A 22,460-nucleotide genomic window follows, 5' to 3' on the forward strand; every position below is an offset into this window, starting at 1 on the left:
TTGCCACACATGGATCAAATAGGTCCACGTTCTTTATTGGAATATGGAGGATGCGATGATGAACTTTTGTCGGGATGGATGTCCTGGAGAAAATGGATATATGATATAGATAATCGCTCTGCACAGGAAACGGGATATTTGTTTGAGCCTGTGTTAGCAAGTTGTCTGGGAGGTACGCCTGTTGGTGCGAGAAATTCACTCGTAAAACGAGTTGATGGTAACGGAAATCAGACCTCAAGAGGCAGACAAGTTGATTGTTTTGTGGCTGGAGAAAATCTCGCCTATGAATTCAAAATGAGGGTGACAATTGCTGCGAGTGGGCAAGGCCGATTCGGCGAAGAATTATCGTTTCCCTTTGAATGTCAGGTAGCTGGATTCAAACCTATTCTCATAGTGCTCGATCCCACACCCTCACCAAGACTTGATGAATTGAAAGCAGCTTTTGAAAATGCGGCTGGTTCTTCATATATTGGAGATGAAGCCTGGAGTCATATAAATGAAAAATCGGGGGAAATTTTGTCTATATTTGTCCAAAAATATATCAGACCACCTATAGAATCAATTGAAGGTCTCCATCAAAATATCCCGCCTGATTTATATTTACAATGGCGGAATAGCGCAGTTTTGATCAAATCACCTTCAAGTGAATATTTGATAGAACGAAGTGCGAACGCAGATCCAGAGCTTCAATAATTGGCATAGCTGATACTTACAGGCTCAAGGAGGGATTTATGGCCCTTGCGATGACAGAGCAGCAAGAGAGAGATTTTGATGAAAAGGGATTTGTTATTCTTGAGGATTTTTTTACTCAGGACGAGGTGAATCGGCTATTGAGGGCTATTGATGAGGTGGCAGAGCGGATTCGAGAGGCCGAGGGTCTGGGACCTGATGATCCTTTTGCCGTGCGCAATGCCCTATCGCAGCACGAGGCGTTTCTCGATTTGATCGATCATCCGCGCATGCTGCCTCTGGTGGTGGATGCGATTGGCTGGAATATTCAGATCCGTACCACGCATCTGGATTATCGACCGCCGTATCCCGAGGGTTTGAAAGCAGGCGATGTTGGCGTTGGCAAGGGCGAAGATCAGGAGGTTGGGTACCGCAATGTGGCATGGCATCCCGATTTGGCGAGCGATACGCTGTTTCTGGGTCCTTCGCTGGATGGACGTCTCCCGTTTATGGAGATCAAGGTTTTTTACGTGCTTTACGATATGACCGAATCCAATTGTGGCAATCTGTGGTTGGTGCCGGGCAGTCACAAGCGCAGGCCAGAAGAGTTGCGGGAAATGGGGCGCGAGGTCAATCCAGAAGAGGCGGTTGAGCTCAAGTTGCGGGCTGGTTCCGCAGTGTTGTGGCGAACCGCGGTGTGGCACTGCGTGGGTCCCAATTTGTCGAGAAAAACGCGAAAGATTATGCATGTGGGCTATAATTATCGTTGGCTTCGTCCGACTGATTATATCGCGCAGGATGCGGAGCTTATTGAACGGAGTTCGCCAATTCGGCGTCAGTTGTTGGGCGCGCTGGCATCGGGAAAAGACCCGCTTGGTCCAGAACCAGATTTTCATCCTTCGTCACAATACTGGCTGACTAAGAATTGGGATGATGTTCCGCTGCGAGCCTGGGCACAGACGCGAGCACAGGATGTTGTGATCTGAAAATAAAACCCCAGGAGCGTGCTTCTGGGGTTTGTGGTGTGTCATTTGAATATCAGGAGGGATCAAATTTGTAGCCGACACCGCGCACTGTGGTAATGGCTTTGCCGGATTCGCCGAGTTTGGAGCGCAGGCGGCGAATGTGGACGTCAACGGTGCGCATGCCGCCGTAATAGTCATAGCCCCAGATGCTGTCGAGCAGGTCCGATCGGGTAAATACGCGGGTTTCGTGGGTGACCAGATGTTTGAGTAGTTCGTATTCTTTGAGTGTGAGTTCGACAACACTGCCCTTGACGCGCACTTCGTAGCGCGCCATATTGATGACGAGGTCGTCTATTTTGAGGGTGTGGTCGTCGGGGGGATGGTCGTCGTTCCAAAGAGCCAGGCGCAGGCGGGCTTCGAACTCGCGCAGGCTATAGGGCTTGATGATAAAATCTGAAATACCGAGTGAAAAATCGAGGTTGAGTGCGGTCATTTCATCGGTGATGACGAGTAGGGAACTATCGTTGGCAGGGCGCTGTTGTTGAAGGTGCGCAATGGCCTGTGCGAGGCGATCGAGGGAGGACTCGGGGTCAATGATGGTCAAGTCAATGCCGTTGGTGGGTATGGGTGGCAAATTGCTCCGTCCGCTCAGGATCATGTGTTCAACTTGATGCCCGATGTATTCGAGGTCTGATTTGAGACGCGCGCCGTAGGCTTCGTCTGCGAGAAGAAGAATAGTTGCCATTGGAGACGAAATTGGGAGTAAGGGAGGAACTGATATTACGCATTTTAATGCGCCCGTGTGTAATATCAGTACTGAAAACAGAAAGCCGAAAATTAGTGGCCTCAGGGCATTTTGTCAAGGTGTATCTAAGAATACGGGCGCGGGCGTTGACAAAACACTTTTATCACTTTTTATCAAAAAATCGCCTCAGGAGCACATTATGTCTTCTCCTCATGCAATTGCCTATCCCGCCTTCAGGCCGTCCATTATGGGCAGAAATGGCGTGGTCACATCGGGACACCATCTCGCTTCTCAAGCAGGTATTCAGGTTATGATGGGGGGTGGTAATGCCATTGATGCGGCTATTGCCACGGCTGCTGCGCTCGGTGTGGTTGAACCGCAATCTTCAGGCGCAGGCGGCGATGGTTTTATTTTAATTTACTCGGCTAAGACGGGTACCGTATCTGCCATCAATGCCACTGGTGCAGCCCCAACGGGTGCGACCCGAGAATTTTATCTCAAACGCGGTGGTATCCCGATGAAAGGTATTCTGAGCGTTTCCATTCCCGGTCTTGTTGACGGCTGGCTCGTTGCTCACGAGCACTTTGGCACGCGTCCGCTCGAAGATATTTTTGCGCCGGCAATTGCCCTTTGTGAAGATGGTTTTCCGCTCAGTCACAAATTGGCGGATAGCTTGCGGGGGGAAACAAAACGCTTTGCTTCCGATCCATATACGCGGGCGGTTTTCACAAATGATGGTCAGCCTCTTAGTGCCGGGGATATAGTTTATCAGAAGGACCTGGGTAAGACCTTGCGGATAATTGCCGCAGAGGGCCGAGACGCCTATCGCACGGGTGAAATAGCCCGGGCACTTGTTGCATTCAGCCAGTCGCGAGGTGGTTTGTTTACCGAAGCCGATTTGAAAAACCATTGCGCCCGCATTGGCGATCCCATTGCTGTGACCTACAAAGGTTATACGGTGTATGAAACGCCGCCCAATTCGAGTGGGCATATTTTACTTCAAGAACTCAATATTGTCGAAAATTTTGATCTTCGAGCACTGGGCTGCAATACTGCCGAGAGTATCCACCTTATGGTCGAAGCCAAGAAACTCGCTTTTGCAGACCGAGAAAAATACATGGCCGATCCAGATTGGATTGATGTGCCGGTTGAAGGACTTCTTTCGAAAGAGTATGCAAAAGAGCGCGCTGCGTGTATTGACCTCGAACGCGCTGCTATCCACGTCCCGCCCGGTATCCCGGAATCGGTTGAGGATACTACATGTTTTTGCGTAGCTGACGGCGAGGGCAACGCGGTTTGTCAATTGCAGAGTATTCAATCTGGCTGGGGGTCAAGTCTTATTGCGGGGGATACGGGTATTCTTCTCAATAACCGCATGACTTATTGGCATCTCGAAAAAGATCATCCCAATTGTCTGATGCCTGGAAAGAGGGTTCGCCACACTATGAATCCCGTTATTGTCGCGAAAGACGGTAAACTCGTTCTGATATGCGGTACGCCGGGCGCAGATACACAGGTGCAGACGAATTTGCAATTGGTGACACATATTCTGGATTTTGGCATGACACCTCAAGAGGCTGTTGAAGCCCCCCGCTGGCGTTCTCTGCAAAATCCCATGGAATCCACGGTTCCCCATACCTGCGAAGATGTGCTTCAACTCGAAAGCCGTTTTCCTACAATCGAGTGCGAAGCTCTGGCTCGGAAAGGTCACGACCTTCGCTACCTCTCAAATTGGGGTGGGCCGGGAAATGCTCAGGCCATTCAGATCAATCCCGAGACCGGGACCCTGATGGGCGGTTCAGATCCCAGGCGAGATGGATACGCCGTTGCTTTTTAAGAGGAACGATTATGACAATCAAAGATATTCGCGCAGTTGCCGTCGATATTTCTCCCGATCAAAAAACAGAACCTCGCGTCCCAAAGCTGCCCACAGATGGGTTTATTAGCCCTATGGCGCGATATCCCGAATTTAAAAAATCGAAGTGGAGTTCAAATTGGACCCGCGCAGCCTGTGTCGTGACCGCGCATGACGGCACCTGGGGAATTGGTTTCACCATCAATAGCGGTCCGGTGCTCAGTATTATCAACGATCATTTTGCTCCTTTGCTCGAAGGGCAAAATTGTATGGCGACTGAAAAGTTATGGGATATGATGCGCCGCGCTTCTTCGCCTTATCATACGGCGGGTTTGTCCAGCTATGCCATCAGTGCTGTGGATAATGCCCTGTGGGACTTGAAAGGAAAAATTTTGCAGCGTCCTGTTTACGAGCTTTTGGGCGGTCCTCAAAAAGAAAAAATTTTCTGTTATGCCAGCAATACAGATATATCTTATGGTACGGAAAATAGCATTGAATGGTTTCTCGAACTGGGGTTCAAGGCGGTCAAGCTCTTTGCGCGATATGGACCGGAGTCCGGTATTGAGGGCATAAATAAGACTGAAGAATTGGTTGCCAAAACGCGCGAGCAGATTGGCGATGATGTGGAACTCATGCTCGATGCGTGGATGTCGCTCAATGTCGAGTACACGGTTCGCCTCGTCGAAGCTCTGAGGCCGTATCGCCTCAAGTGGCTTGAAGATTACGTGCTGCCCGAAGATATGGAAAGCTATATGAAAGTGCGCCAACGCGTCCCCGGGCAGATTCTCGCAACGGGCGAACACTGGTACACCATTCATCCCTTTGCTACAGCCGCGAGCCAGGGGCTTGTCGATATTTTGCAGCCCGATATTCAGTGGGCAGGTGGTGTTACGGCTTTGATGCGAATATGCCATATTGCCGAGGCGCATGGGCTAACGGTTATCAGCCACGCGGGCATGAATTACCCCTACGGTCAGCACCTTTCTTATGCTATGCCAGCGATACAGTGGGGCGAGCGTTCCGAAGGGGTATCGCCTCCGGGCGTCCCGCTTGAGGAACGCGTCGCGCTACCGGGAACCCCCGTGATAAAAGACGGTTATCTCATTCCGAGCGATGCCCCCGGTTTTGGTCTTGAAATTACTAAGGACTGGTTGGAGCAAAAGGTTGTATAACTATTGGAGACGATATGGCGCAAGAGTGGAAACACTTGCTCGAGTTTCGCTGCACTCGCTGTGGAAATTGCTGTCGAGACCCCATTGTTCTGGTTACTGACGAAGATGTGCGCCGCATTATTGAGGGCACAAACCAGGCGGCTTGTGATGTGGTCGATTTTTATAAGCCGAGTGAAATTGAATGGGGCGAAGACCAGCCCGGCTGGATAAGTTTGAAGTCTGGCCAGCGCATTATGGGTTTGCGTAGAACTGAGGGCGGATGCCAATATTTGGGTGAAGACGATTTGTGTCGTATCTACGATTATCGTCCGGTGACTTGCCGAAGATATCCATTTGATCTCGAGTTTGACGAAGAGGGCGATATCGAGTTGCTCAGCATTAGCCAATCTACCGATTGTCCGTATGAACTCGACGGGTACACGCCATTGGGTGAGATTAAGGCTATTGCAAAATGGGAGACGTGGGAAGAAGAACCCTATTATGCCAGAGTTGAAGCGTGGAACGCGCGCAAAGAGACGGGCGATAAAAAGACGTTTCTCAAATTTATTGGGTTGGAGTGAAAGAGAAGATAGTCTATGAATAATATTTTTGATCGCGCTGAAGAATTTATCTATAACAATGCGCGGTTGCTCGAGCGGCAGTTGTTTGCCTTTCATTTCAAAGGGGGTTCGCGGGAGCAGGTGCTCACAGCGCTTCGCGCCTATCAGAATGAAGATGGCGGATTTGGGCATGCCCTTGAACCGGATATTCGCTGTCCAGAAAGTCAACCCGTGCCGGTGCAGCACGCGCTTGAGTTTCTCGATGCCGTGGGTTTTGATGACGAGATGGTGCAGCGCGCCTGCGATTATCTGATGGCGATTGCGACGCCCGAAGGCGGTGTTCCGTGGTTGTTGCCTTCTGCACATCGCTATCCGCGAGCATCATGGTGGAATACAGTTGAAAATCCGCCGGCGTCTCTGAATCCAACGGCTGCGATTGCTGGTTTGTTACACAAGAATCGCGTTCGACATGTGTGGGTAGATCGCGCGACCGCGTACTGCTGGTCAAAGATAGCCGATTTGCAACCCGTAGAGATGCACGAAATGGGTGTGGTGCTGACTTTTCTCTATTATGTGCCAGACCGGGTGCGTGCAGAGCGCGAACTCGAGCGTCTGGTCGGTGGGATGTTCTCTGCGGGTCTCGTTGCCGATGCAAATGCCACGGGCTATGTCCGCAAACCGCTCGACTGGGCGAAGACGTCCGACCATCCGCTTCGCAAGTACTTTCGAGAAGAGGAGATTGAGGCAAATCTCGATGCAATTGTTGCGGGACAACAAGCCGATGGTGGGTGGAATATTACCTGGCAAGCTGTGAGTCCGGGTTGCGAATTCGAATGGCGCAGCTGGGTGACGTTGGGTACACTTCTCACGCTCAGGGCGAATGGGCGGTTGTAATTGTACAGAGGGTTGTCATGTTGATTGCCAAGTCCGAAGGACACTACCACTTTCTCAAGGGTATTGACCCCTATTCCTGCGGCGTTATTGCTGATCCCGGCTGGGAGGTCGTCCATGTGACACTGGAACAGGCTTTGCCCTGGCGGCAGGGGTTTGATCGGGTTGAGGCGCATTTGGAGGAGGTCGGACGAGATCGACAGGCGTTGTGTGGCATGGAGTTGCGTTCGCCTGCGCCTTTTATTATGGCGGGGTTTATCGCTTTCAATCGGGATTATTGTCAGGTGCTCAAGGCCTGGGATCTGTACGTGGGAGAGTTGAATCCAGTAGCACGCACCAATGTGGCTCCGCTGTTCGATCCACCCGGGGAACCGGTGCTGCATGCATTTTCCTATACGGTGCCAGCAGCGACTGATGCACCGCGGACTCTGGTGATCGCCGGGGCCGGGGAATTGCGCGAGGGGGTACTTGTGGAGCAGGGTATTGTCCGCAGTGGGGATATCAGTGCAGAAGCGATGCGGGAGAAGGTTGGTTATGTGGTGGATGTAATGGTCGAGCGTTTGTTTGGTCTGGGTGGGGCCTGGGAGATGATCAATGCGGTGGATGTGTACACGGTGCATTCTCTGGACGGGCTGGTAGAGGATATTTTGTTCAATCGCATCGGGCCAGTCCGACGGCACGGTTTCCGCTGGCACTTTACCCGTCCACCAGTGGTCGATATTGAATTTGAGATGGATATGCGGGGGGTGCGGCTGGACTTTGTGATATAAGATCATGGGCAGGGATGGGGTGGGCTGGCTGCGAAATGATATTTTTTCTTGACATATTCCACTGAGATTGCGTAAGTTATTCAGTCTAAAATACATTATTACTTTCTTTTTCAAGTCTTCTATTATGCGCTCAATTTCCACATTGGCGATTTCCACAATGCGAGACGGTGTACAATTGCGTATCCGTTCTTTGTGCCTTTCTATTGCAGGGCGAGCTCTGCTCGTTCTGCACCTTCTCCTGCTCGTGAGCCTTTTTCTATCCATTCTCACTCATTAGTTTCAGGCTCTTTCCCCAACTCTTGCGACAACACCTATAAAAGGACAGAGCCTGTGATTTACTCATAGGTCGTTGTCACTTCATGTATTCGGGAAATGTTTAATGACTCAAAAACACACGATAAGTGCCCTGGTCGAAAATCATTTTGGCGTTCTGTGTCGCGTTGCGGGCCTTTTTTCCAGTCGCGGATTCAATATCGATAGTCTGTCCGTTGGCGAGACAGAGGATCCGAGTATTTCTCGCATGACCATTGTCGTCGGTGGTGACGATAGCGTGCTCGAGCAAGTGGTCAAGCAATTGGACCGTCTTATTGATGTCATTCGCGTGATCGATATTACACAGGGCCAATTTGTCGAACGCGAACTCATGTTGGTCAAGGTCAAAGCCGATACAACAACGCGTGCAGAAATTATCCAAATTGCCGAGGTGTTCCGCTCAAATATTGTCGATGTATGTCCCAGATCGATGACCATAGAGGTTACGGGCAAAAATGATAAAATTCAGGCTATCATTGGCATGCTCAGTTCTTTTGGCATCGAAGAAATCGCGCGCACGGGCACGGTTGCCCTGTTGCGAGATTCCGCGATACAATAAGGAGGTGATGCAGATGGATCCCGATCTCGGTGATCTTACCGAAGAACTCGCTCTCGTTTGGCAGATGGGGATAGACCGCCAGAGCGTTCCATCTGCCCATTTCCTCTTCGATTCTGGCATGTTTTAGGGAATAACAATGTCAAACGCGAAAAACAAAGACCGCGTCATTATTTTTGATACCACTTTGAGAGACGCGGAACAGACGCCAGGGGCTTCGCTCGCGTTGCGCGAAAAGGTTGAAATTGCCCATCAACTCGCGCGGCTCAATGTCGATGTTATCGAGGCCGGATTTCCCGTATCGTCCGATCAGGACTACAATGCGGTGCGGCGCATTGCACACGAGGTCGAGGGCCCTGTTATTTGCGGTCTGTCTCGCGCAATTTTCAAAGATATTGACCGCGCAGGTGAAGCCCTGAAAGGTGCGCCAAATCCGCGCATACACACGTTTATTGGGACCTCTCCGCTCCATATTTCCATGGTGGGCAAAACGCCCGATCAAGTTCTGCAAATGGCTGTTGATGCGGTTGCGCGAGCTAAGTCGCATTGCGACGATGTGGAGTTTTCGCCGATGGATGCTGCGCGCACAGATCCGCAATATCTCCTCGACGTGATCGAAGCCACCATTGAAGCGGGTGCGACAACCATCAATATTCCCGATACTGTGGGCTACGCAGTTCCCGACCAGTTTGGTCGCATTATCCGCAATATTTGCGAGAAAGTGCCCAATGTCGATCGCGCCATTATCAGTGTCCACTGCCACGACGATTTGGGCATGGCGACTATCAATGCTCTCGAAGCACTCAGAAATGGCGCGCGTCAGGTCGAATGCACGGTTAATGGGTTGGGTGAACGCGCGGGCAATACCTCGCTTGAAGAAGTGGTTATGGCCGTCAAGACGCGAGGGGATTATTTCGATCTCTATACGGATATCAAGACGCGCGAGATCGTAAACACGAGCCGTCTGGTCAGCCGCCTCATGGGTATTGTCGTTCCGCCCAACAAGCCCATTGTAGGAGCCAATGCCTTTGCACATAGTTCGGGTATCCATCAGGACGGGGTGCTCAAAGACCGCGAAAATTTCGAAATTATCGATCCCAAATCTGTGGGTTGGGAAGAATCGAGCATTGTGCTCACGGCGCGTTCTGGCCGCCACGCATTGCGCCATCGTTTGGAAGAGCTCGGCTATCATCTCAATCAGGATGAATTAAATATCGCTTATGAGCGTTTTGTCAAAGTTGCCGACAAGAAGAAGGAAGTTTATGACGAAGACCTCATGGCCATTGTGGAAGATGAGATTCGAGACTTTCCCATGCGGTTCGTGCTGGACTATTTGCATACTGTGAGTGGTACCGGTACGGTTCCCTCTGCGACGGTTCGCATTGGTATTGACGGTAAAAACCACGTTCAGGAATCTGCTTGGGGCGATGGGCCAGTAGATGCGACGTATCGGGCGATTAAGAAAGCCACGGACAATACAAATACAAAAGTGGAAGATTATACTATTCGCAGCGTTACCGGGGGTGCCGAAGCGATGGGAGAAGTCACGGTCAATGTGTCGTGCAATGGTCGGATAATCAGGGGACGCGGTGTTTCAACCGATATTATTGAAGCCAGTGCCAAAGCTTTTCTCGATGCGCTCAATCGCCTGGCCATTCAGCAGGATAATCACAAGGAGCGAGAACCAACCGTTTAGTATCCGCAGATGGACGCAGATGGATAGACGCTATTGTGTTTATCTGTGGTTCCAAAGGGTTTTAAGAATAGAGGTTATAGATGGGTCAAAGTTTATTTCACAAAGTTTGGGACGCGCATGCGGTGCGAACGCTGCCATCGGGGCAGACGCAGTTGTTTATCGGCCTGCATCTCGTTCACGAGGTTACCAGTCCGCAGGCTTTTGATATGCTCAGAGAGCGCGGCCTCACCATCGCGTATCCAGAACGCACATTTGCCACGGTTGATCACATTGTGCCCACAAGTGATGTTGCCCGTCCATTTGCCGATGAGATGGCCGAGGATATGATGGTTGCCATTGAAGAAAATGCCCAACAGTTCGGCCTTTCTTTTTTTGGTCTCGACGACGAGCGTCAGGGTATTGTCCATGTTATTGGTCCCGAACTGGGTTTGACACAGCCGGGCATGACCATTGCCTGTGGCGATAGTCACACTTCAACGCACGGTGCTTATGGTGCTATTGCATTTGGTATTGGCACCTCGCAGGTGCGCGATGTGCTCGCCACGCAGTGTTTGGCTATGGATCCCCTTAAAGTGCGTCGTATTGAAGTATCCGGTACGCTGAGCAAAGGGGTTTACGCCAAAGATGTCATTCTCAATATTATTCGCAATCTCGGCGTAAAAGGCGGTACGGGCTATGCTTACGAATATGCCGGATCCGCTATTGAAGCTATGGATATGGAAGCGCGTATGTCGGTGTGCAATATGTCCATTGAAGGCGGTGCGCGCGCGGGGTATGTGAATCCCGATCAGACGACGTTTGATTATTTGCAGGGGCGCACGTATGCGCCTGCAGGAGACGCTTTTGATCGCGCGGTTTCCTGGTGGCGTTCTATGGCTTCGGATGCCGACGCCGATTACGACGATGTTTATCACCTCGATGGCTCCGCTCTCGAGCCTACCGTGACATGGGGTATCACGCCGGGGCAGGCGCTCTTTGTAACAGAAAAAGTGCCTGCGCTGACAGATCTGCCCGACGATGAGCGTGATGTTGCAGCCGAAGCGTATGATTATATGGACTTAAAACCGGGTACGGCCATATCTGGTATGCCTATTGACGTGGCTTTTGTGGGATCGTGTACCAACAGCCGTATCTCTGACCTGAGAGAAGCTGCCAGAGTTGTCGAGGGTCACAAGGTGGCCAATGGCGTCAAAGCGCTTGTTGTGCCGGGGTCCAAATCCGTTCTCAAGACTGCCGAAGCCGAAGGTTTGCACCACATTTTTGAAGATGCGGGGTTTGAATGGCGCGGTGCAGGGTGTTCGATGTGTTTGGCTATGAATCCCGACAAATTGCAGGGGCGCGAGGTGTGTGCGTCGTCGAGCAATCGCAATTTCAAAGGGCGTCAGGGTAGCCCCACGGGGCGCACGCTCTTGATGAGTCCCGCAATGGTCGCAGCCTCGGCTATCGCGGGTGAGGTTATTGACGTTCGCGCTATGTGAAGGAAGGGTTATTTATGAATTCATCTGTGATTCAGCAGGTAGAAGGTCGTGCGATTCCCGTTCGGGGAAATGATATCGATACCGATCGCATTATTCCCGCGCGATATCTTCGCGCTATCACGTTTGACGGCCTGGGAGAGCACGCATTTGAAGATGATCGCAAATCAAATCCCGATCACCCATTTGATGATCCGCGCTATCAGGGGGCGTCCATACTCGTCGCCAATGGCAATTTCGGGTGTGGATCATCCAGAGAACACGCGCCCCAGGCGCTGATGCGCTGGGGGATTTATGCCATTGTGGGCGAATCTTTTGCCGAAATTTTCCTGGGCAATTGCACGGCTATGGGCGTGCCTTGCCTGACGGCTTCAACCGGGGATATTGCCAAGATACAGGACGCGGCTGAAGCAGATCCGCAACGGGAGATGACTGTTGATTTAAAAGAAAAAAAATTGATATTTGGCGATATAGAAGTCGATCTCCAGATTGCAGAAGGCAATCGGCTCCAACTTATCGAGGGCGCGTGGGATGCAACGGGTATGCTTCTCGATGGCCGCGGTGCGGTGCGGGAGGTTGCCAATAATCTTCCCTATGTTACGGGCTTTTAATCTTTTTTACGCCCGCATCTCGCGGGCTTTTTTGCGAGTTATTATGCATTCTCATATGCGAACAGGCAGGAGATATTATCCGGGCACTCGTTGCCCGGAGGCCATTGGTTTGGGTATTGGATCGTTTTGCATGACCCATATTGGATAACTTTACCCAAACCAGAGGAAATCACATGTCTGAACTTGTACAAATCTACGATTCGACCCTTCGAGACGGCGCGCAGGCAGAGGGTATTTCATTTTCCGCTGAAGACAAAACCGTGATTGCACAGCATCTCGATGCGATGGGCATTCACTATGTTGAAGGCGGTTGGCCCAATCCGACGAATCCCAAGGATCTCGAATTTTTTGACCGCGTGCACGATCTCGAATTTCACAATACCAAAATTGTCGCCTTTGGCAGTACATGCAGGGTTGACAATCCGCCCGAAGACGATCCCACCCTTACCACTTTGCTCAAGGCGGGAACAGAGGTCATCACGCTCTTTGGGAAAAGCTGGACGCTTCATGTGACGGATGTTTTGCGGGCAACACTGGACGAGAATCTGCAAATTATCAGGGATTCTTGCGCTTGGCTCAAAGAAAATGGCCGTGAAGTTATTTACGATGCTGAACACTTTTTTGACGGTTATAAAGCCGATCCCGAATACGCGCTGGAAACTTTGTTGGCCGCGCAAGCAGGTGGAGCCGAGGTGCTCGTCTTGTGCGACACCAATGGCGGTACGATGCCATATCAGATACAGCAGATTATCAGCGGTATTCAACCCCGGCTCGATGTTCCTCTGGGGATTCACACACACAATGACGCGGGAATGGCCGTGGCCAATAGTATTGTCGCACTCGAGATGGGTGCCACGCATGTGCAGGGTACGATCAATGGATATGGGGAGCGCTGTGGCAATGCCAATCTGTGTTCGGTGATTCCAAATATTGAATTTAAGTTGGGGATGAAAGCTATTGGCGCGAAAAATCTGAAAAAACTCATGGAATTATCGCGTTTTGTCAGCGAAATCGCCAATGTCTATCACGATCACCGCCAACCTTATGTGGGCGAGAGTGCTTTTGCTCACAAAGCGGGGGTTCACGTCGATGCGATGCTCAAACAACCCGTCGCGTATGAACACTGCGATGCAGAATCTGTGGGCAATCAGCGCCGTTTTTTGCTTTCAGAACAATCGGGTGGCGGAGCTGTTGCAGCAAAATTGCACCATCTGATTCCGGGGCTGGACAAGCGTCATCCAACTGTCCAGAAATTGCTGCAAAAAATTAAGCAACTCGAACACGAGGGCTATGTTTTTGAAGCCGCTGAAGCGTCGTTTGAAATTATCGCCCGCCAGATATTGGGCAGTATTCGGAAACCGTTTAAGCTCATCAATTACAGGACGATCAATCGCAAAAGTGCTGCAGGCTCTGAGGTAGAAGCCATTGTGAAAATAGAGATCGAAGGACAGATCTACCACACGGTTGGCGAAGGTGATGGTCCTGTCAATGCCCTCGACTCGGCATTGCGTCTGGCACTTGAACCAAAGTATCCCATGCTGAAAGATGTGCGTCTTGAAGACTACAAGGTGCGCGTGTTATCCAGTGCCGATGGTACGGCAGCCAAGGTGCGCGTGTTGATCGAGTCTTCTGACCGGCGGCGCGTGTGGAGTACTGTAGGGGTATCTGAAAATGTCATCGAAGCCAGTTGGACAGCACTGGTCGATAGTTTGACTTATAAATTGCTACTTGACGATATTATCGTTGTTGACTGACCCTTTTCAAAGAGTATTGTATGCAAATCAATTCTCGCCGCATTGAACGCTTACCGCCCTATGTTTTTCACGAGGTCAATGCCCGCAAGATGTATCTGCGGCGCAAGGGCGTTGATATTATTGATCTGGGTATGGGCAATCCCGACCAGCCGACACCGCCACATATTATTGATAAACTTACTGAGGTTGTCCGCGACCCCAAGACGCATGGATATTCGCCATCGGCGGGCCTTCCGGCTTTGAGGCGGGCGATTTGTCGCCATTACAAACGCCGTTTTGGCGTTGATCTCGATCCGGAGACTGAAGCGATTGTGACTATTGGCTCGAAAGAGGGGCTGGCGCATATTTGTCTCGCGCTTCTCGATCCCGGCGATCTCGCCATTGTGCCAAATCCGGCGTATCCTCTGCATCTTTATGGTGTTGCGATTGCCAATGGCAATGTCTTCAGCATGCCTTTGCGCCCGGAAAAAGAATTTGTGCCCGATCTGCAAATGATCCCGCGGGAATTGTGGCCCAAACCCAAAGTGATGATTTTTAATTTTCCCCACAATCCCACCACGGCTACTGTTGATATTTCTTTTTTTGAGGAGATCGTGGCTTTTGCCCGCCGTCAAAATATTATTGTTATTCACGATATGGCATATTCGGATATTGCGTTTGACGATACCTGTGTACCCAGTCTTTTACAGGTTAAGGGGGCCAAAGAAGTCGGAGTTGAATTTTACACGATGTCCAAGTCCTATAATATGGCCGGTTGGCGCGTGGGGTTTTGTCTTGGAAATCCGGAGGTGATTAAAGCGCTTTCCGTGATCAAAAATTACTACGATTACGGCGTTTTTACTCCCATACAGGTCGCTGCAATTTCCGCGCTTGATGGCCCGCAGGACTGCGTGCAGCAATCGGCGGCCAGGTATCAGAGCCGCAGGGATACGCTGGTAGAAGGTCTCAATCGCATTGGGTGGCCCGTCAACAAGCCCAAGGCGTCGATGTTTGTTTGGGCGCCTATTCCAGAAAAGTATCGGTATCTCGGTTCTATGAATTTTGCCCTCAAGCTCATGGAAGAGGCCGAACTCGCGGTTTCTCCTGGTATTGGTTTTGGCGATATGGGCGAGGGATATGTACGCATTTCTCTGGTCGAAAATGAACACCGAATCCGCCAGGCTGTTCGCAATGTCAAACGCGCGCTTTTTTAATCGAAAGAAGGTTTATTGTGGCGATTAATGAAAAAACTATCTGTCCTCCAAAAGGCTATATGGCCGCGGGACTTCATTGTGGTCTCAAAGATGGGGATGAGAAAGATCTCGCGCTTATTGTCTCTGATCGGGCGGCTTCGGCAGCGGGGATGTTTACGACAAATCGCGTGTGTGCAGCACCCGTGCATCTCAATCGGGAACATCTGAAAAATGGACGGACGCGCGCCATTGTGGTCAATAGCAAAAATGCCAATGCGTGTACCGGTGATCAGGGCATGGCCGATGCGCGCCAGATGGCGCAATGGGTGGGCAGTGGGTTGGATATTGCACCAGAAGATGCGTTGGTCAATTCGACAGGGGTCATTGGTGTGCCTTTGCCGATGGGGTGTCTTGAAACGGGTATCCGAAATATTATTCCACAACTCGATGTTGGGGGATGGGACGATGCTTCAGAGGCGATTATGACGACTGATACCGTGCCCAAGAAAGCATCTGTGCGATGTGAAATAGATGGCTGTGAAATTACCATTGCCGGGATCGCCAAGGGCGCGGGTATGATTGCGCCAAATATGGCGACTATGCTCGCTTTTGTGCTCACAGATGCGGCGCTTTCTCCCGGGGTACTCCAGGACGCGCTTTGTGAAGCTGTTACACTATCTTTTAATTGCATTACTGTTGATGGCGATATGAGTACCAATGATACAGTTCTGGCTCTGGCAAATGGCGCGGCGAGGAAGAGCGAACTCGCAGGCGAAGACCTTCGGGTCTTCCAGGCTGCGATCAATGCAGTCTGCATTAGTCTGGCCAAACAAATTGCTCGCGATGGCGAAGGTGCGACCAAACTTATCACTGTTCGCGTTGATGGCGCAGGTACTACGGCTGATGCACGTACTGTGGGGCTGTCTGTCGCCAACTCAAATCTGGTCAAGACTGCTGTTTTTGGACGCGATCCCAATTGGGGGCGAATTTTGTGCGCCGCGGGTTATGCCGGTGTTGCCATTGATCCCGACCGCACAGCCGTTTCAATGGCCGGTATCCCCATTTATGATAATGGCAGTGGCTTGCCTTTTGACCAGGACCGCGCTATTGAGGCTTTAGGTGCTGCCGATATAGATATTGATATTAATCTGAACATCGGCGAGGCATCGGCGACCATTTATACCTGTGATTTGACTTATGACTATGTCCGCATAAATGCGGAATACACGACATAATACTTCACATGCCCAAATTTCCTTTTACACAGCGCGTTCTCAATATCCAGGCTTCTGCGACGGTATCGGCTTTTGCCAGAGCAGGAGAACTGAGACGACAGGGCGTTGATCTCATTTCTCTCGTTGCAGGGGAACCCGATTTTGAGACTCCTGAACATATAAGAGATGCTGCGATTCGCGCGATTAAAGCGGGCCATACGCGATATACCAATCCCGCGTCGGGCATTCCCGAACTCAAATGCGCGATATGCGACAAGTTTGAGCGCGACAATAATTTGCATTATGACCCTTCACAAATTATTGTGACGTGTGGGGCAAAACAAACCATCTTTGACGCTATTATTGTTTTAATAGAGGAGGGGGACGAAGCCATTATTCCCGCTCCTTATTGGACGAGCTATGCCGATCAGGTGCGCTTAATGGGTGGCAATCCGATCATTGTGCCGACCACGCAAGATTCGGATTTTTGCATGACGGCGCGGCAACTCCAGGATGCCATTACCCCAAGAACAAAATTTGTGCTCTTAAACAGTCCCTGTAATCCGACGGGAAGTGTTTATACTCGTGAGAACCTGAATGCACTGGCCGATGTGATTGCGGGTGCTAATATTTATGTGATTGCCGATGAAATCTATGAAAAGCTTCTCTACGAAGATGCCGAGCATGTGTCTATTGCCGCTTTGTTGCCCGAGTTGGCAGATAAAACGCTGACTGTCAATGGGGTATCAAAATCCTATGCGATGACCGGATGGCGCGTTGGGTATGGCGCAGGTCCCCAGAATTTGATTGATCTTATGATTAAAGTCCAGACCCAGGAGACCACAAATACGTGCTCGATTTCCCAATACGCCGCGCTCGAAGCTCTTACAGGCCCTCAAGGCTGCGTCGAAGTGATGCGGCAAGCTTATGTTATACGACGCAATCAAATAGTTTCTCGTCTCAATCAGATGCCGGGCGTGTCTTGCAATATGCCCCGGGGCGCGTTTTATGTTTTTCCCGATATCTCTGAATACATTGGCAGATCGTCATCTTGCGGGCATATTGACAGCGATGTCGAGCTTTGCAATTTTCTGCTTGAAGAAGCGCGTGTTGCCTGCGTTCCCGGCACGGGGTTTGGAGCGCCGGGGTATCTGCGGTTTTCCTATGCTGCGTCACCCGAGTATATCGCCCGGGGCATGGATCGCATTGAAGCGGCTTTGACCGCACTTTTATAAAGGAAGACATTCATGAGCGACCGATCTTATCTCGATTTTGAACAGCCACTGGCCGAGTTGGAGGAGAAAATCGCCGCGCTTCGGAAACGGGCCAAAGCGGAAGGTCTGGATGTGACTGACGCAATTGAAGTTCTCGAGAAACGCCACGCGAAACTCGAACGCGAGATTTTTCGCAATCTCACGCGGTGGCAAAAGTATCAGCTATCGCGCCACCCCCAGCGCCCTTATTCGCTGGACTATATCGACCGTATAACTTCTGATTTTATCGAACTGCACGGCGATCGCTGTAGTGGAAATGATCAGGCGATTGTCGGGGGGTTGGCGTATTTTGAAGACCAACCCATCGTCGTTATCGGGCAACAAAAAGGGCGCAATACAAGCGAGAATCTCAAGCGCAATTTTGGCCTTCCTCATCCAGAAGGATATCGCAAAGCCCTGAGGTTGATGCAATTGGCTGCCAAATTTGGTCGGCCCGTGCTTTGTATGGTCGATACGCCGGGCGCGTTTCCAGGGCTGGCCTCAGAACAGCGAAGTATATCAGAAGCCATTGCGCGCAACCTTTTTGAGATGGCACGGCTACCTGTTCCCATTGTCATTGCTATTATCGGTGAGGGTGCGAGCGGAGGTGCACTCGGCATTGGGGTAGGTGACCAGATCCTCATGCTCGAAAATGCCTGGTATTCCGTGATCAATCCCGAATCCTGTTCGCTCATTCTCTGGCGCAACCGCGACAAACGCACAGAAGCCGCAGAAGCCATGAGGATCTCGGCCGATGATCTATTAGACCTCGGCGTCATTGACAGCATTGTGTCAGAGCCTTATGGGGGCGCACATCGCAACATTGATCTGGCCGCGCAAAATCTCAAAAAAGCCGTTTCAGATGCTTTTTCAGAGATTGTTAAGATACCCGCTGAAAATCTTCCAAAATTGCGGGTTGAAAAATTCAATCGAATGGGGATTTGGGAGGAATCCCATAGATAGCGAGATCGTACATCCAGCCCGAATATCTGTAGTTTCAAGACCTTATTTCAATCATCCAAAAAAAACCGACATTAAAGGGCAATTTAGTAGTTGACGAGCGGACTTTCACTATATATATTCTATGTGTGATTTAAAAGAAACTTTTGCTGTATCTCTATATTTTTGATATGGTTATAGGTATTTCTATTTAGGTGGATGGAGGTTGCTCTAACCTTCCAGCCCTGAATTGGTCCAGGAGGAATTTGGGTTGGCCTTTAACGGTCAAACTATGGTATTACCGGGGGAGATAATACTATGGTACTGGCCGACATACTGAAGAAACCACATCCCTATTTTGGTGCACCCCAATCAGCGCAGGCTGATGGGAAAGATCCCTTCATCCACCTCAGAAAAAAGCGATCCTATCTGGATCGCTTTTTTTATGTGAGGACTAAAGTCAACATCGCGTTATTCCTCATTTTTTAACCACGGTACGATATCGATGTGTCCGCGGTCTATTCTCACTGCGATTGCACCCGAATGATCGGTTCGCCAGATTTGTATCCCCATCTCGTGAAAGCGCTGCACAACTTCTGGCGAAGGATGCCGGAACTTATTGTTTTTTCCGCATGATATGGCCGCAACGCTGGGATTGACACTCGCGAGAAACTCGGGCGTCGAGGAGGTGCGCGAGCCGTGGTGCGCTGCTTTGAGGATGTCTGAGCGCAGGCGAGGTCCCCAGCGCATCAGGTCGCCATCTGTCTCGTGCTCTATGTCTCCGGTCAACAATATCGATGTTCCCCGATGGACGATTCGAATGACGACCGAACCATTATTCACGCCATCGGGTGCCGGTCCCGAGTCGGAAACATAAGCCGATGTCGGATGCAGTACCAGACCGCCAATACCCACCAGACTATCTCCCGCAGCCACAGTATGATATCTGATGCCGTTTGTCTTTACGACCTCTTGAAGCCGTTTTCCCGTAAAAGAATCGACGTGTTGTCCCGCATCGAGATAATGACTTACTGACATTTGTTCCAAAACGGAGATCAGGCCGCCAATATGATCGGCATGTGGATGAGACCCAACCACGACATCGATATGGTCAATGCTCTGACTTTTGAGAAATGGCAGAATCACGCGCTTTCCCATGTCGGTGTATTGCGTGCGAATACCACCATCGACCAGGAGTGTTAGTCCATTCGGGTATTTGCAAAAAATAGCGTCGCCCTGACCGACATCGAGGAAATAGACTTCAAGGGCTGATTCTGTTTGCGAGATATTTTTCCAAATCCCGATATTTGCCAGAACAAGGGCGATTATGAGACAATAAGTACTCCAGAGCCGTCTGGCAGTCGGGTGAATTAGAGGTATCAGGACCAGATAAATCGCAAAGATAACCCAGGAGGGATGCGCAACTTCAAAGGCGGCCCACTCTGGCTCGGCCATAAATTCTGCACATTTGATTGCTGTGCTCAAAATGAGCCAGTTCGCGGCGTTTAATACCGTCGCTATGGGTTCCCAACAGGCGAAAGCCAATACAGTCAGGAGTCCCAGTCCAACGCCAACGCCTATGAGCGGCACGACAATTAAATTTGCAATCAAGCCAATGACCGATACCAGCCCAAAATATGCCACAATAAAGGGAAGGGTCGTTGCTTGAGCGGCGAGAGAAACAGCCAGCGGTCCTGCGATACAGGTATCGTACCATCCCTTTTTTTGGGGCAACAAATCGCGCAGTGGCCGATAAAAGATCAAAATGCCGCCCGTGGCTACAAATGACAGTTGAAAACCCACATCGAATAAATCCTGTGGTCGAACGATCAACAATCCCAAACCCGCTATGCCCAGGATGTTTCCACCGTCTATATCGCGTTGCCCCACGATGCCCAAAAGTGCCACACAGCCCATTGTCGAAGCGCGCACGACTGAAGGTGGCAACCCGGTTATTAGCGCGTAAAATACCAGCGCGCAGATTGTCAATGCAGCAGTGATACCTCGCCCGATTCCCAGTATCTTTAGCGAGAAAAATACAGCTCCAGCAATCAATCCCACGTGAAGTCCAGATACCGCTAAGACGTGGTTGACGCCGGTTTGCGTGAATGCGGTTTTGACTTCTTCGGGCACGGCGTGCTTTGCGCCCAAAAGTACCCCTTTTAAGAGACCAGCAGGCCCGCCAGAAAGATTCTGCTCAATTGTCCGGCGAATGAGATTTCTGACGGGTAATACGATCTGCGCCCACCAGTCGTCTTTTTCTCGTCGATGTGCAATAATCTGAGAGGGCTTTTGTACCGTGCCCAGAGCATCAATGCCCCTGCGTTTCAGATATTCCCGATAATCAAATGCGCCCGGATTTCGCGGGGGATCCGGTTGATAAAGCTGGATCTGCAATTGCATTCGATTCCTGTAGGCAGGCAATGCGGTACCCGCCTTAAACCTGATTAGTGCCCTGCCACTTACAGCGCGCGTCGTGTCTTTGACGACGAGTTGAAGTATATCAAAGACGATGCGATAATCGCCGTCGATGTTTTCGGGGTCCGATGAAACCAATCCCTCGACTTCGATAAGTGTGCGGTCTGCAGGTAAGAATTGGGCAAAGTGATCTACAGCGCGTTCCAGGCTCTGCGCGCTTCTCAATGCACCCAGCAAAATGAGAAGGCCCGCAAAAAGGATGCTCATTTTTCCCTTATTCCATTGCCACCACAGCCCCGCGCCACAAATACAAATGACCGCAAAGGCACAGAGCATGGTGGGGATCAGAAATACCCCAATATACCTGTGTAAGCCGATTCCCAAAGCAAAGTACAGCGCAGTCCACAATGCAGGTCTTCTCATGTTTTTTCCTTTCTCGAACCCGTATTGTGGCAATTTTCGTGCCATCTCTCATGGCGTGCTCATTTCGCTATTTGAGGAAAAAACTGTTCACTTGTCTGAAAAAAATGTTTCCCCTTTTCGTCATTGACTTTACCCATGTGAGATGGTATATTTGCAAAACTATTCGAAATTGAGTTTCAACTGTATGCTTTTTTTGGGAGTTGGGATCGTTCTCTCTTCGCGTTTGGTGCGGGCCGTTATCATGCAGATTCGCCTGACGCTCGAATACGATGGAACTGATTTTAAGGGCTGGCAAATTCAGCCCGACCAGCGCACGGTCCAGGGCGAACTTCAGGCACGCCTTGAGCAACTCTATGGTGCACCGATTTCGGTTACGGCGTCTGGTCGCACAGATGCGGGCGTCCACGCACTCGGGCAGGTTGTCAATTTCACGCCCACGCGCGATATTTCGCTCGATCGCTTGCAGCACGCGCTCAATGGCATGTTACCACCCGATGTTGCCGTCAAAAGAGCCGATTATGTCGGCCTTGACTTTCACGCGCGTTTTGATGCCCAGCGCCGATATTATTTTTATCGCATCCGGTATAATAAACAGCCCATCGGTCGGCACTATGCGTGGTATATACGTCGCAAACTCGACCTGGATGTGATAAAACGGGCGAGCAAAACGCTCATTGGTCGGCACGACTTCACGTCTTTTTGCGTGGCGGCCTATGAAAAAGAAAATCGAGTCTGTCAGGTCTATACCTGCGATTGGCAACAGCAGGGTGACGAACTCACATTTCATATTTCCGGTGATCGCTTTTTACGCGCAATGGTGCGCAGTATCGTTGGCACCCTCGTAGAAATGGGTCGAGGGGCGCGCCCAGCCGAATCTATGCGCGATATTCTCTGTGCTCGCAACCGCCAAAGTGCCGGAGAATCCGCTCCTGCCCAGGGCTTGTTTCTCGAAAGGGTGATTTACGACGATGAACTCCCGTGAGGATGAGTGCCGTGAAGCACCCCCTGCTGATTTTGCTGTTGGGCCTGTG

General features: G+C 50.7%; 19 protein-coding genes. 17 read left to right on the forward strand and 2 right to left on the reverse strand.

From position 1 onward, the window contains the following. Together OXG87_05185 and OXG87_05190 are read left to right on the forward strand one after the other, a co-directional pair. Positions 1-693, forward strand: a 693-nt coding sequence (locus tag OXG87_05185; protein MCY3868930.1) for a restriction endonuclease, incomplete at its 5' end; no start/stop codon positions are given. A 38-nt stretch (positions 694-731) separates the two neighbouring features. Continuing rightward, the gene (locus OXG87_05190; GenBank protein ID MCY3868931.1) at positions 732-1,655 is read left to right on the forward strand and encodes a phytanoyl-CoA dioxygenase family protein; all 924 of its coding nucleotides are present in this window, start codon (positions 732-734) and stop codon (positions 1,653-1,655) included. A gap of 52 nt (positions 1,656-1,707) precedes the next feature. On the opposite strand, the gene OXG87_05195 is transcribed toward OXG87_05190, so the two are convergent. Then, entirely contained in the window at positions 1,708-2,379 is a 672-nt protein-coding gene (locus tag OXG87_05195; protein ID MCY3868932.1) for a response regulator transcription factor, read from the reverse strand. Positions 2,380-2,578: 199 nt separating this feature from the next. Between OXG87_05195 and ggt the strand changes: the two genes are divergently transcribed. From ggt to OXG87_05265, 14 genes are all read left to right on the forward strand, one after another. Beyond that, positions 2,579-4,216: a gamma-glutamyltransferase gene (gene ggt, locus OXG87_05200; protein ID MCY3868933.1), complete on the forward strand. Its 1,638-nt coding sequence runs from the start codon at positions 2,579-2,581 to the stop codon at positions 4,214-4,216. Positions 4,217-4,227: 11 nt separating this feature from the next. Next, positions 4,228-5,406, forward strand: a complete 1,179-nt coding sequence (locus tag OXG87_05205) for a hypothetical protein (GenBank protein MCY3868934.1) — start codon at positions 4,228-4,230, stop codon at positions 5,404-5,406. A 14-nt stretch (positions 5,407-5,420) separates the two neighbouring features. Further along, on the forward strand, positions 5,421-5,966 hold the full coding sequence (locus tag OXG87_05210; GenBank protein ID MCY3868935.1) for a YkgJ family cysteine cluster protein: 546 nt from the start codon (positions 5,421-5,423) through the stop codon (positions 5,964-5,966). 15 nt (positions 5,967-5,981) lie between these two features. Further along, complete coding sequence (locus tag OXG87_05215; protein MCY3868936.1) at positions 5,982-6,839, forward strand: hypothetical protein; 858 nt, start codon at positions 5,982-5,984, stop codon at positions 6,837-6,839. A gap of 17 nt (positions 6,840-6,856) precedes the next feature. Then, positions 6,857-7,606, forward strand: a complete 750-nt coding sequence (locus OXG87_05220; GenBank protein ID MCY3868937.1) for a RidA family protein — start codon at positions 6,857-6,859, stop codon at positions 7,604-7,606. Between the two features lie 379 nt (positions 7,607-7,985). Next, a complete protein-coding gene (gene ilvN, locus OXG87_05225) occupies positions 7,986-8,477 on the forward strand; it encodes an acetolactate synthase small subunit (GenBank protein MCY3868938.1) in 492 nt (163 codons plus the stop codon). Positions 8,478-8,613: 136 nt separating this feature from the next. Then, positions 8,614-10,170 carry a 2-isopropylmalate synthase gene (locus OXG87_05230; GenBank protein MCY3868939.1) on the forward strand — a complete coding sequence of 519 codons (1,557 nt, stop codon included), beginning with the start codon at positions 8,614-8,616 and terminating at the stop codon, positions 10,168-10,170. 80 nt (positions 10,171-10,250) lie between these two features. Continuing rightward, positions 10,251-11,648: a 3-isopropylmalate dehydratase large subunit gene (gene leuC / locus OXG87_05235; GenBank protein MCY3868940.1), complete on the forward strand. Its 1,398-nt coding sequence runs from the start codon at positions 10,251-10,253 to the stop codon at positions 11,646-11,648. Between the two features lie 14 nt (positions 11,649-11,662). Beyond that, the gene (locus tag OXG87_05240) at positions 11,663-12,256 is read left to right on the forward strand and encodes a 3-isopropylmalate dehydratase small subunit (GenBank protein MCY3868941.1); all 594 of its coding nucleotides are present in this window, start codon (positions 11,663-11,665) and stop codon (positions 12,254-12,256) included. A 173-nt stretch (positions 12,257-12,429) separates the two neighbouring features. Next, positions 12,430-14,010, forward strand: coding sequence for a citramalate synthase (cimA, locus tag OXG87_05245; protein MCY3868942.1), 1,581 nt, complete (start codon positions 12,430-12,432; stop codon positions 14,008-14,010). A 20-nt stretch (positions 14,011-14,030) separates the two neighbouring features. Continuing rightward, positions 14,031-15,203, forward strand: a complete 1,173-nt coding sequence (locus OXG87_05250; GenBank protein ID MCY3868943.1) for an aminotransferase class I/II-fold pyridoxal phosphate-dependent enzyme — start codon at positions 14,031-14,033, stop codon at positions 15,201-15,203. Between the two features lie 17 nt (positions 15,204-15,220). Further along, positions 15,221-16,417 (forward strand): bifunctional glutamate N-acetyltransferase/amino-acid acetyltransferase ArgJ, encoded by a 1,197-nt coding sequence (argJ, locus tag OXG87_05255; protein ID MCY3868944.1) that lies wholly within the window; start codon positions 15,221-15,223, stop codon positions 16,415-16,417. An 8-nt stretch (positions 16,418-16,425) separates the two neighbouring features. Continuing rightward, positions 16,426-17,631, forward strand: a complete 1,206-nt coding sequence (locus tag OXG87_05260; protein MCY3868945.1) for a pyridoxal phosphate-dependent aminotransferase — start codon at positions 16,426-16,428, stop codon at positions 17,629-17,631. Between the two features lie 12 nt (positions 17,632-17,643). Next, on the forward strand, positions 17,644-18,612 hold the full coding sequence (locus OXG87_05265) for an acetyl-CoA carboxylase carboxyltransferase subunit alpha (GenBank protein ID MCY3868946.1): 969 nt from the start codon (positions 17,644-17,646) through the stop codon (positions 18,610-18,612). A gap of 447 nt (positions 18,613-19,059) precedes the next feature. On the opposite strand, the gene OXG87_05270 is transcribed toward OXG87_05265, so the two are convergent. Beyond that, complete coding sequence (locus OXG87_05270; GenBank protein MCY3868947.1) at positions 19,060-21,429, reverse strand: DNA internalization-related competence protein ComEC/Rec2; 2,370 nt, start codon at positions 21,427-21,429, stop codon at positions 19,060-19,062. Positions 21,430-21,670: 241 nt separating this feature from the next. On the opposite strand from OXG87_05270, the gene truA reads away from it, so the two are divergent. After that, on the forward strand, positions 21,671-22,411 hold the full coding sequence (gene truA, locus OXG87_05275; protein MCY3868948.1) for a tRNA pseudouridine(38-40) synthase TruA: 741 nt from the start codon (positions 21,671-21,673) through the stop codon (positions 22,409-22,411). Positions 22,412-22,460 lie beyond the last annotated feature (49 nt).

This window comes from Gemmatimonadota bacterium (assembly GCA_026706845.1).
Taxonomy (GTDB): Bacteria; Latescibacterota; UBA2968; order UBA2968; family UBA2968; genus VXRD01.

What these genes read in the sequence shown, in the direction of transcription:
- OXG87_05190 (MCY3868931.1), top strand. Translation starts at nt 732, where the DNA reads ATGGCCCTTGCGATGACAGAGCAGCAAGAGAGAGATTTTGATGAAAAG.
- OXG87_05195 (MCY3868932.1), bottom strand. Translation starts at nt 2,379, where the DNA reads ATGGCAACTATTCTTCTTCTCGCAGACGAAGCCTACGGCGCGCGTCTC.
- ggt (MCY3868933.1), top strand. Translation starts at nt 2,579, where the DNA reads ATGTCTTCTCCTCATGCAATTGCCTATCCCGCCTTCAGGCCGTCCATT.
- OXG87_05205 (MCY3868934.1), top strand. Translation starts at nt 4,228, where the DNA reads ATGACAATCAAAGATATTCGCGCAGTTGCCGTCGATATTTCTCCCGAT.
- OXG87_05210 (MCY3868935.1), top strand. Translation starts at nt 5,421, where the DNA reads ATGGCGCAAGAGTGGAAACACTTGCTCGAGTTTCGCTGCACTCGCTGT.
- OXG87_05215 (MCY3868936.1), top strand. Translation starts at nt 5,982, where the DNA reads ATGAATAATATTTTTGATCGCGCTGAAGAATTTATCTATAACAATGCG.
- OXG87_05220 (MCY3868937.1), top strand. Translation starts at nt 6,857, where the DNA reads ATGTTGATTGCCAAGTCCGAAGGACACTACCACTTTCTCAAGGGTATT.
- ilvN (MCY3868938.1), top strand. Translation starts at nt 7,986, where the DNA reads ATGACTCAAAAACACACGATAAGTGCCCTGGTCGAAAATCATTTTGGC.
- OXG87_05230 (MCY3868939.1), top strand. Translation starts at nt 8,614, where the DNA reads ATGTCAAACGCGAAAAACAAAGACCGCGTCATTATTTTTGATACCACT.
- leuC (MCY3868940.1), top strand. Translation starts at nt 10,251, where the DNA reads ATGGGTCAAAGTTTATTTCACAAAGTTTGGGACGCGCATGCGGTGCGA.
- OXG87_05240 (MCY3868941.1), top strand. Translation starts at nt 11,663, where the DNA reads ATGAATTCATCTGTGATTCAGCAGGTAGAAGGTCGTGCGATTCCCGTT.
- cimA (MCY3868942.1), top strand. Translation starts at nt 12,430, where the DNA reads ATGTCTGAACTTGTACAAATCTACGATTCGACCCTTCGAGACGGCGCG.
- OXG87_05250 (MCY3868943.1), top strand. Translation starts at nt 14,031, where the DNA reads ATGCAAATCAATTCTCGCCGCATTGAACGCTTACCGCCCTATGTTTTT.
- OXG87_05260 (MCY3868945.1), top strand. Translation starts at nt 16,426, where the DNA reads ATGCCCAAATTTCCTTTTACACAGCGCGTTCTCAATATCCAGGCTTCT.
- OXG87_05265 (MCY3868946.1), top strand. Translation starts at nt 17,644, where the DNA reads ATGAGCGACCGATCTTATCTCGATTTTGAACAGCCACTGGCCGAGTTG.
- OXG87_05270 (MCY3868947.1), bottom strand. Translation starts at nt 21,429, where the DNA reads ATGAGAAGACCTGCATTGTGGACTGCGCTGTACTTTGCTTTGGGAATC.
- truA (MCY3868948.1), top strand. Translation starts at nt 21,671, where the DNA reads ATGCAGATTCGCCTGACGCTCGAATACGATGGAACTGATTTTAAGGGC.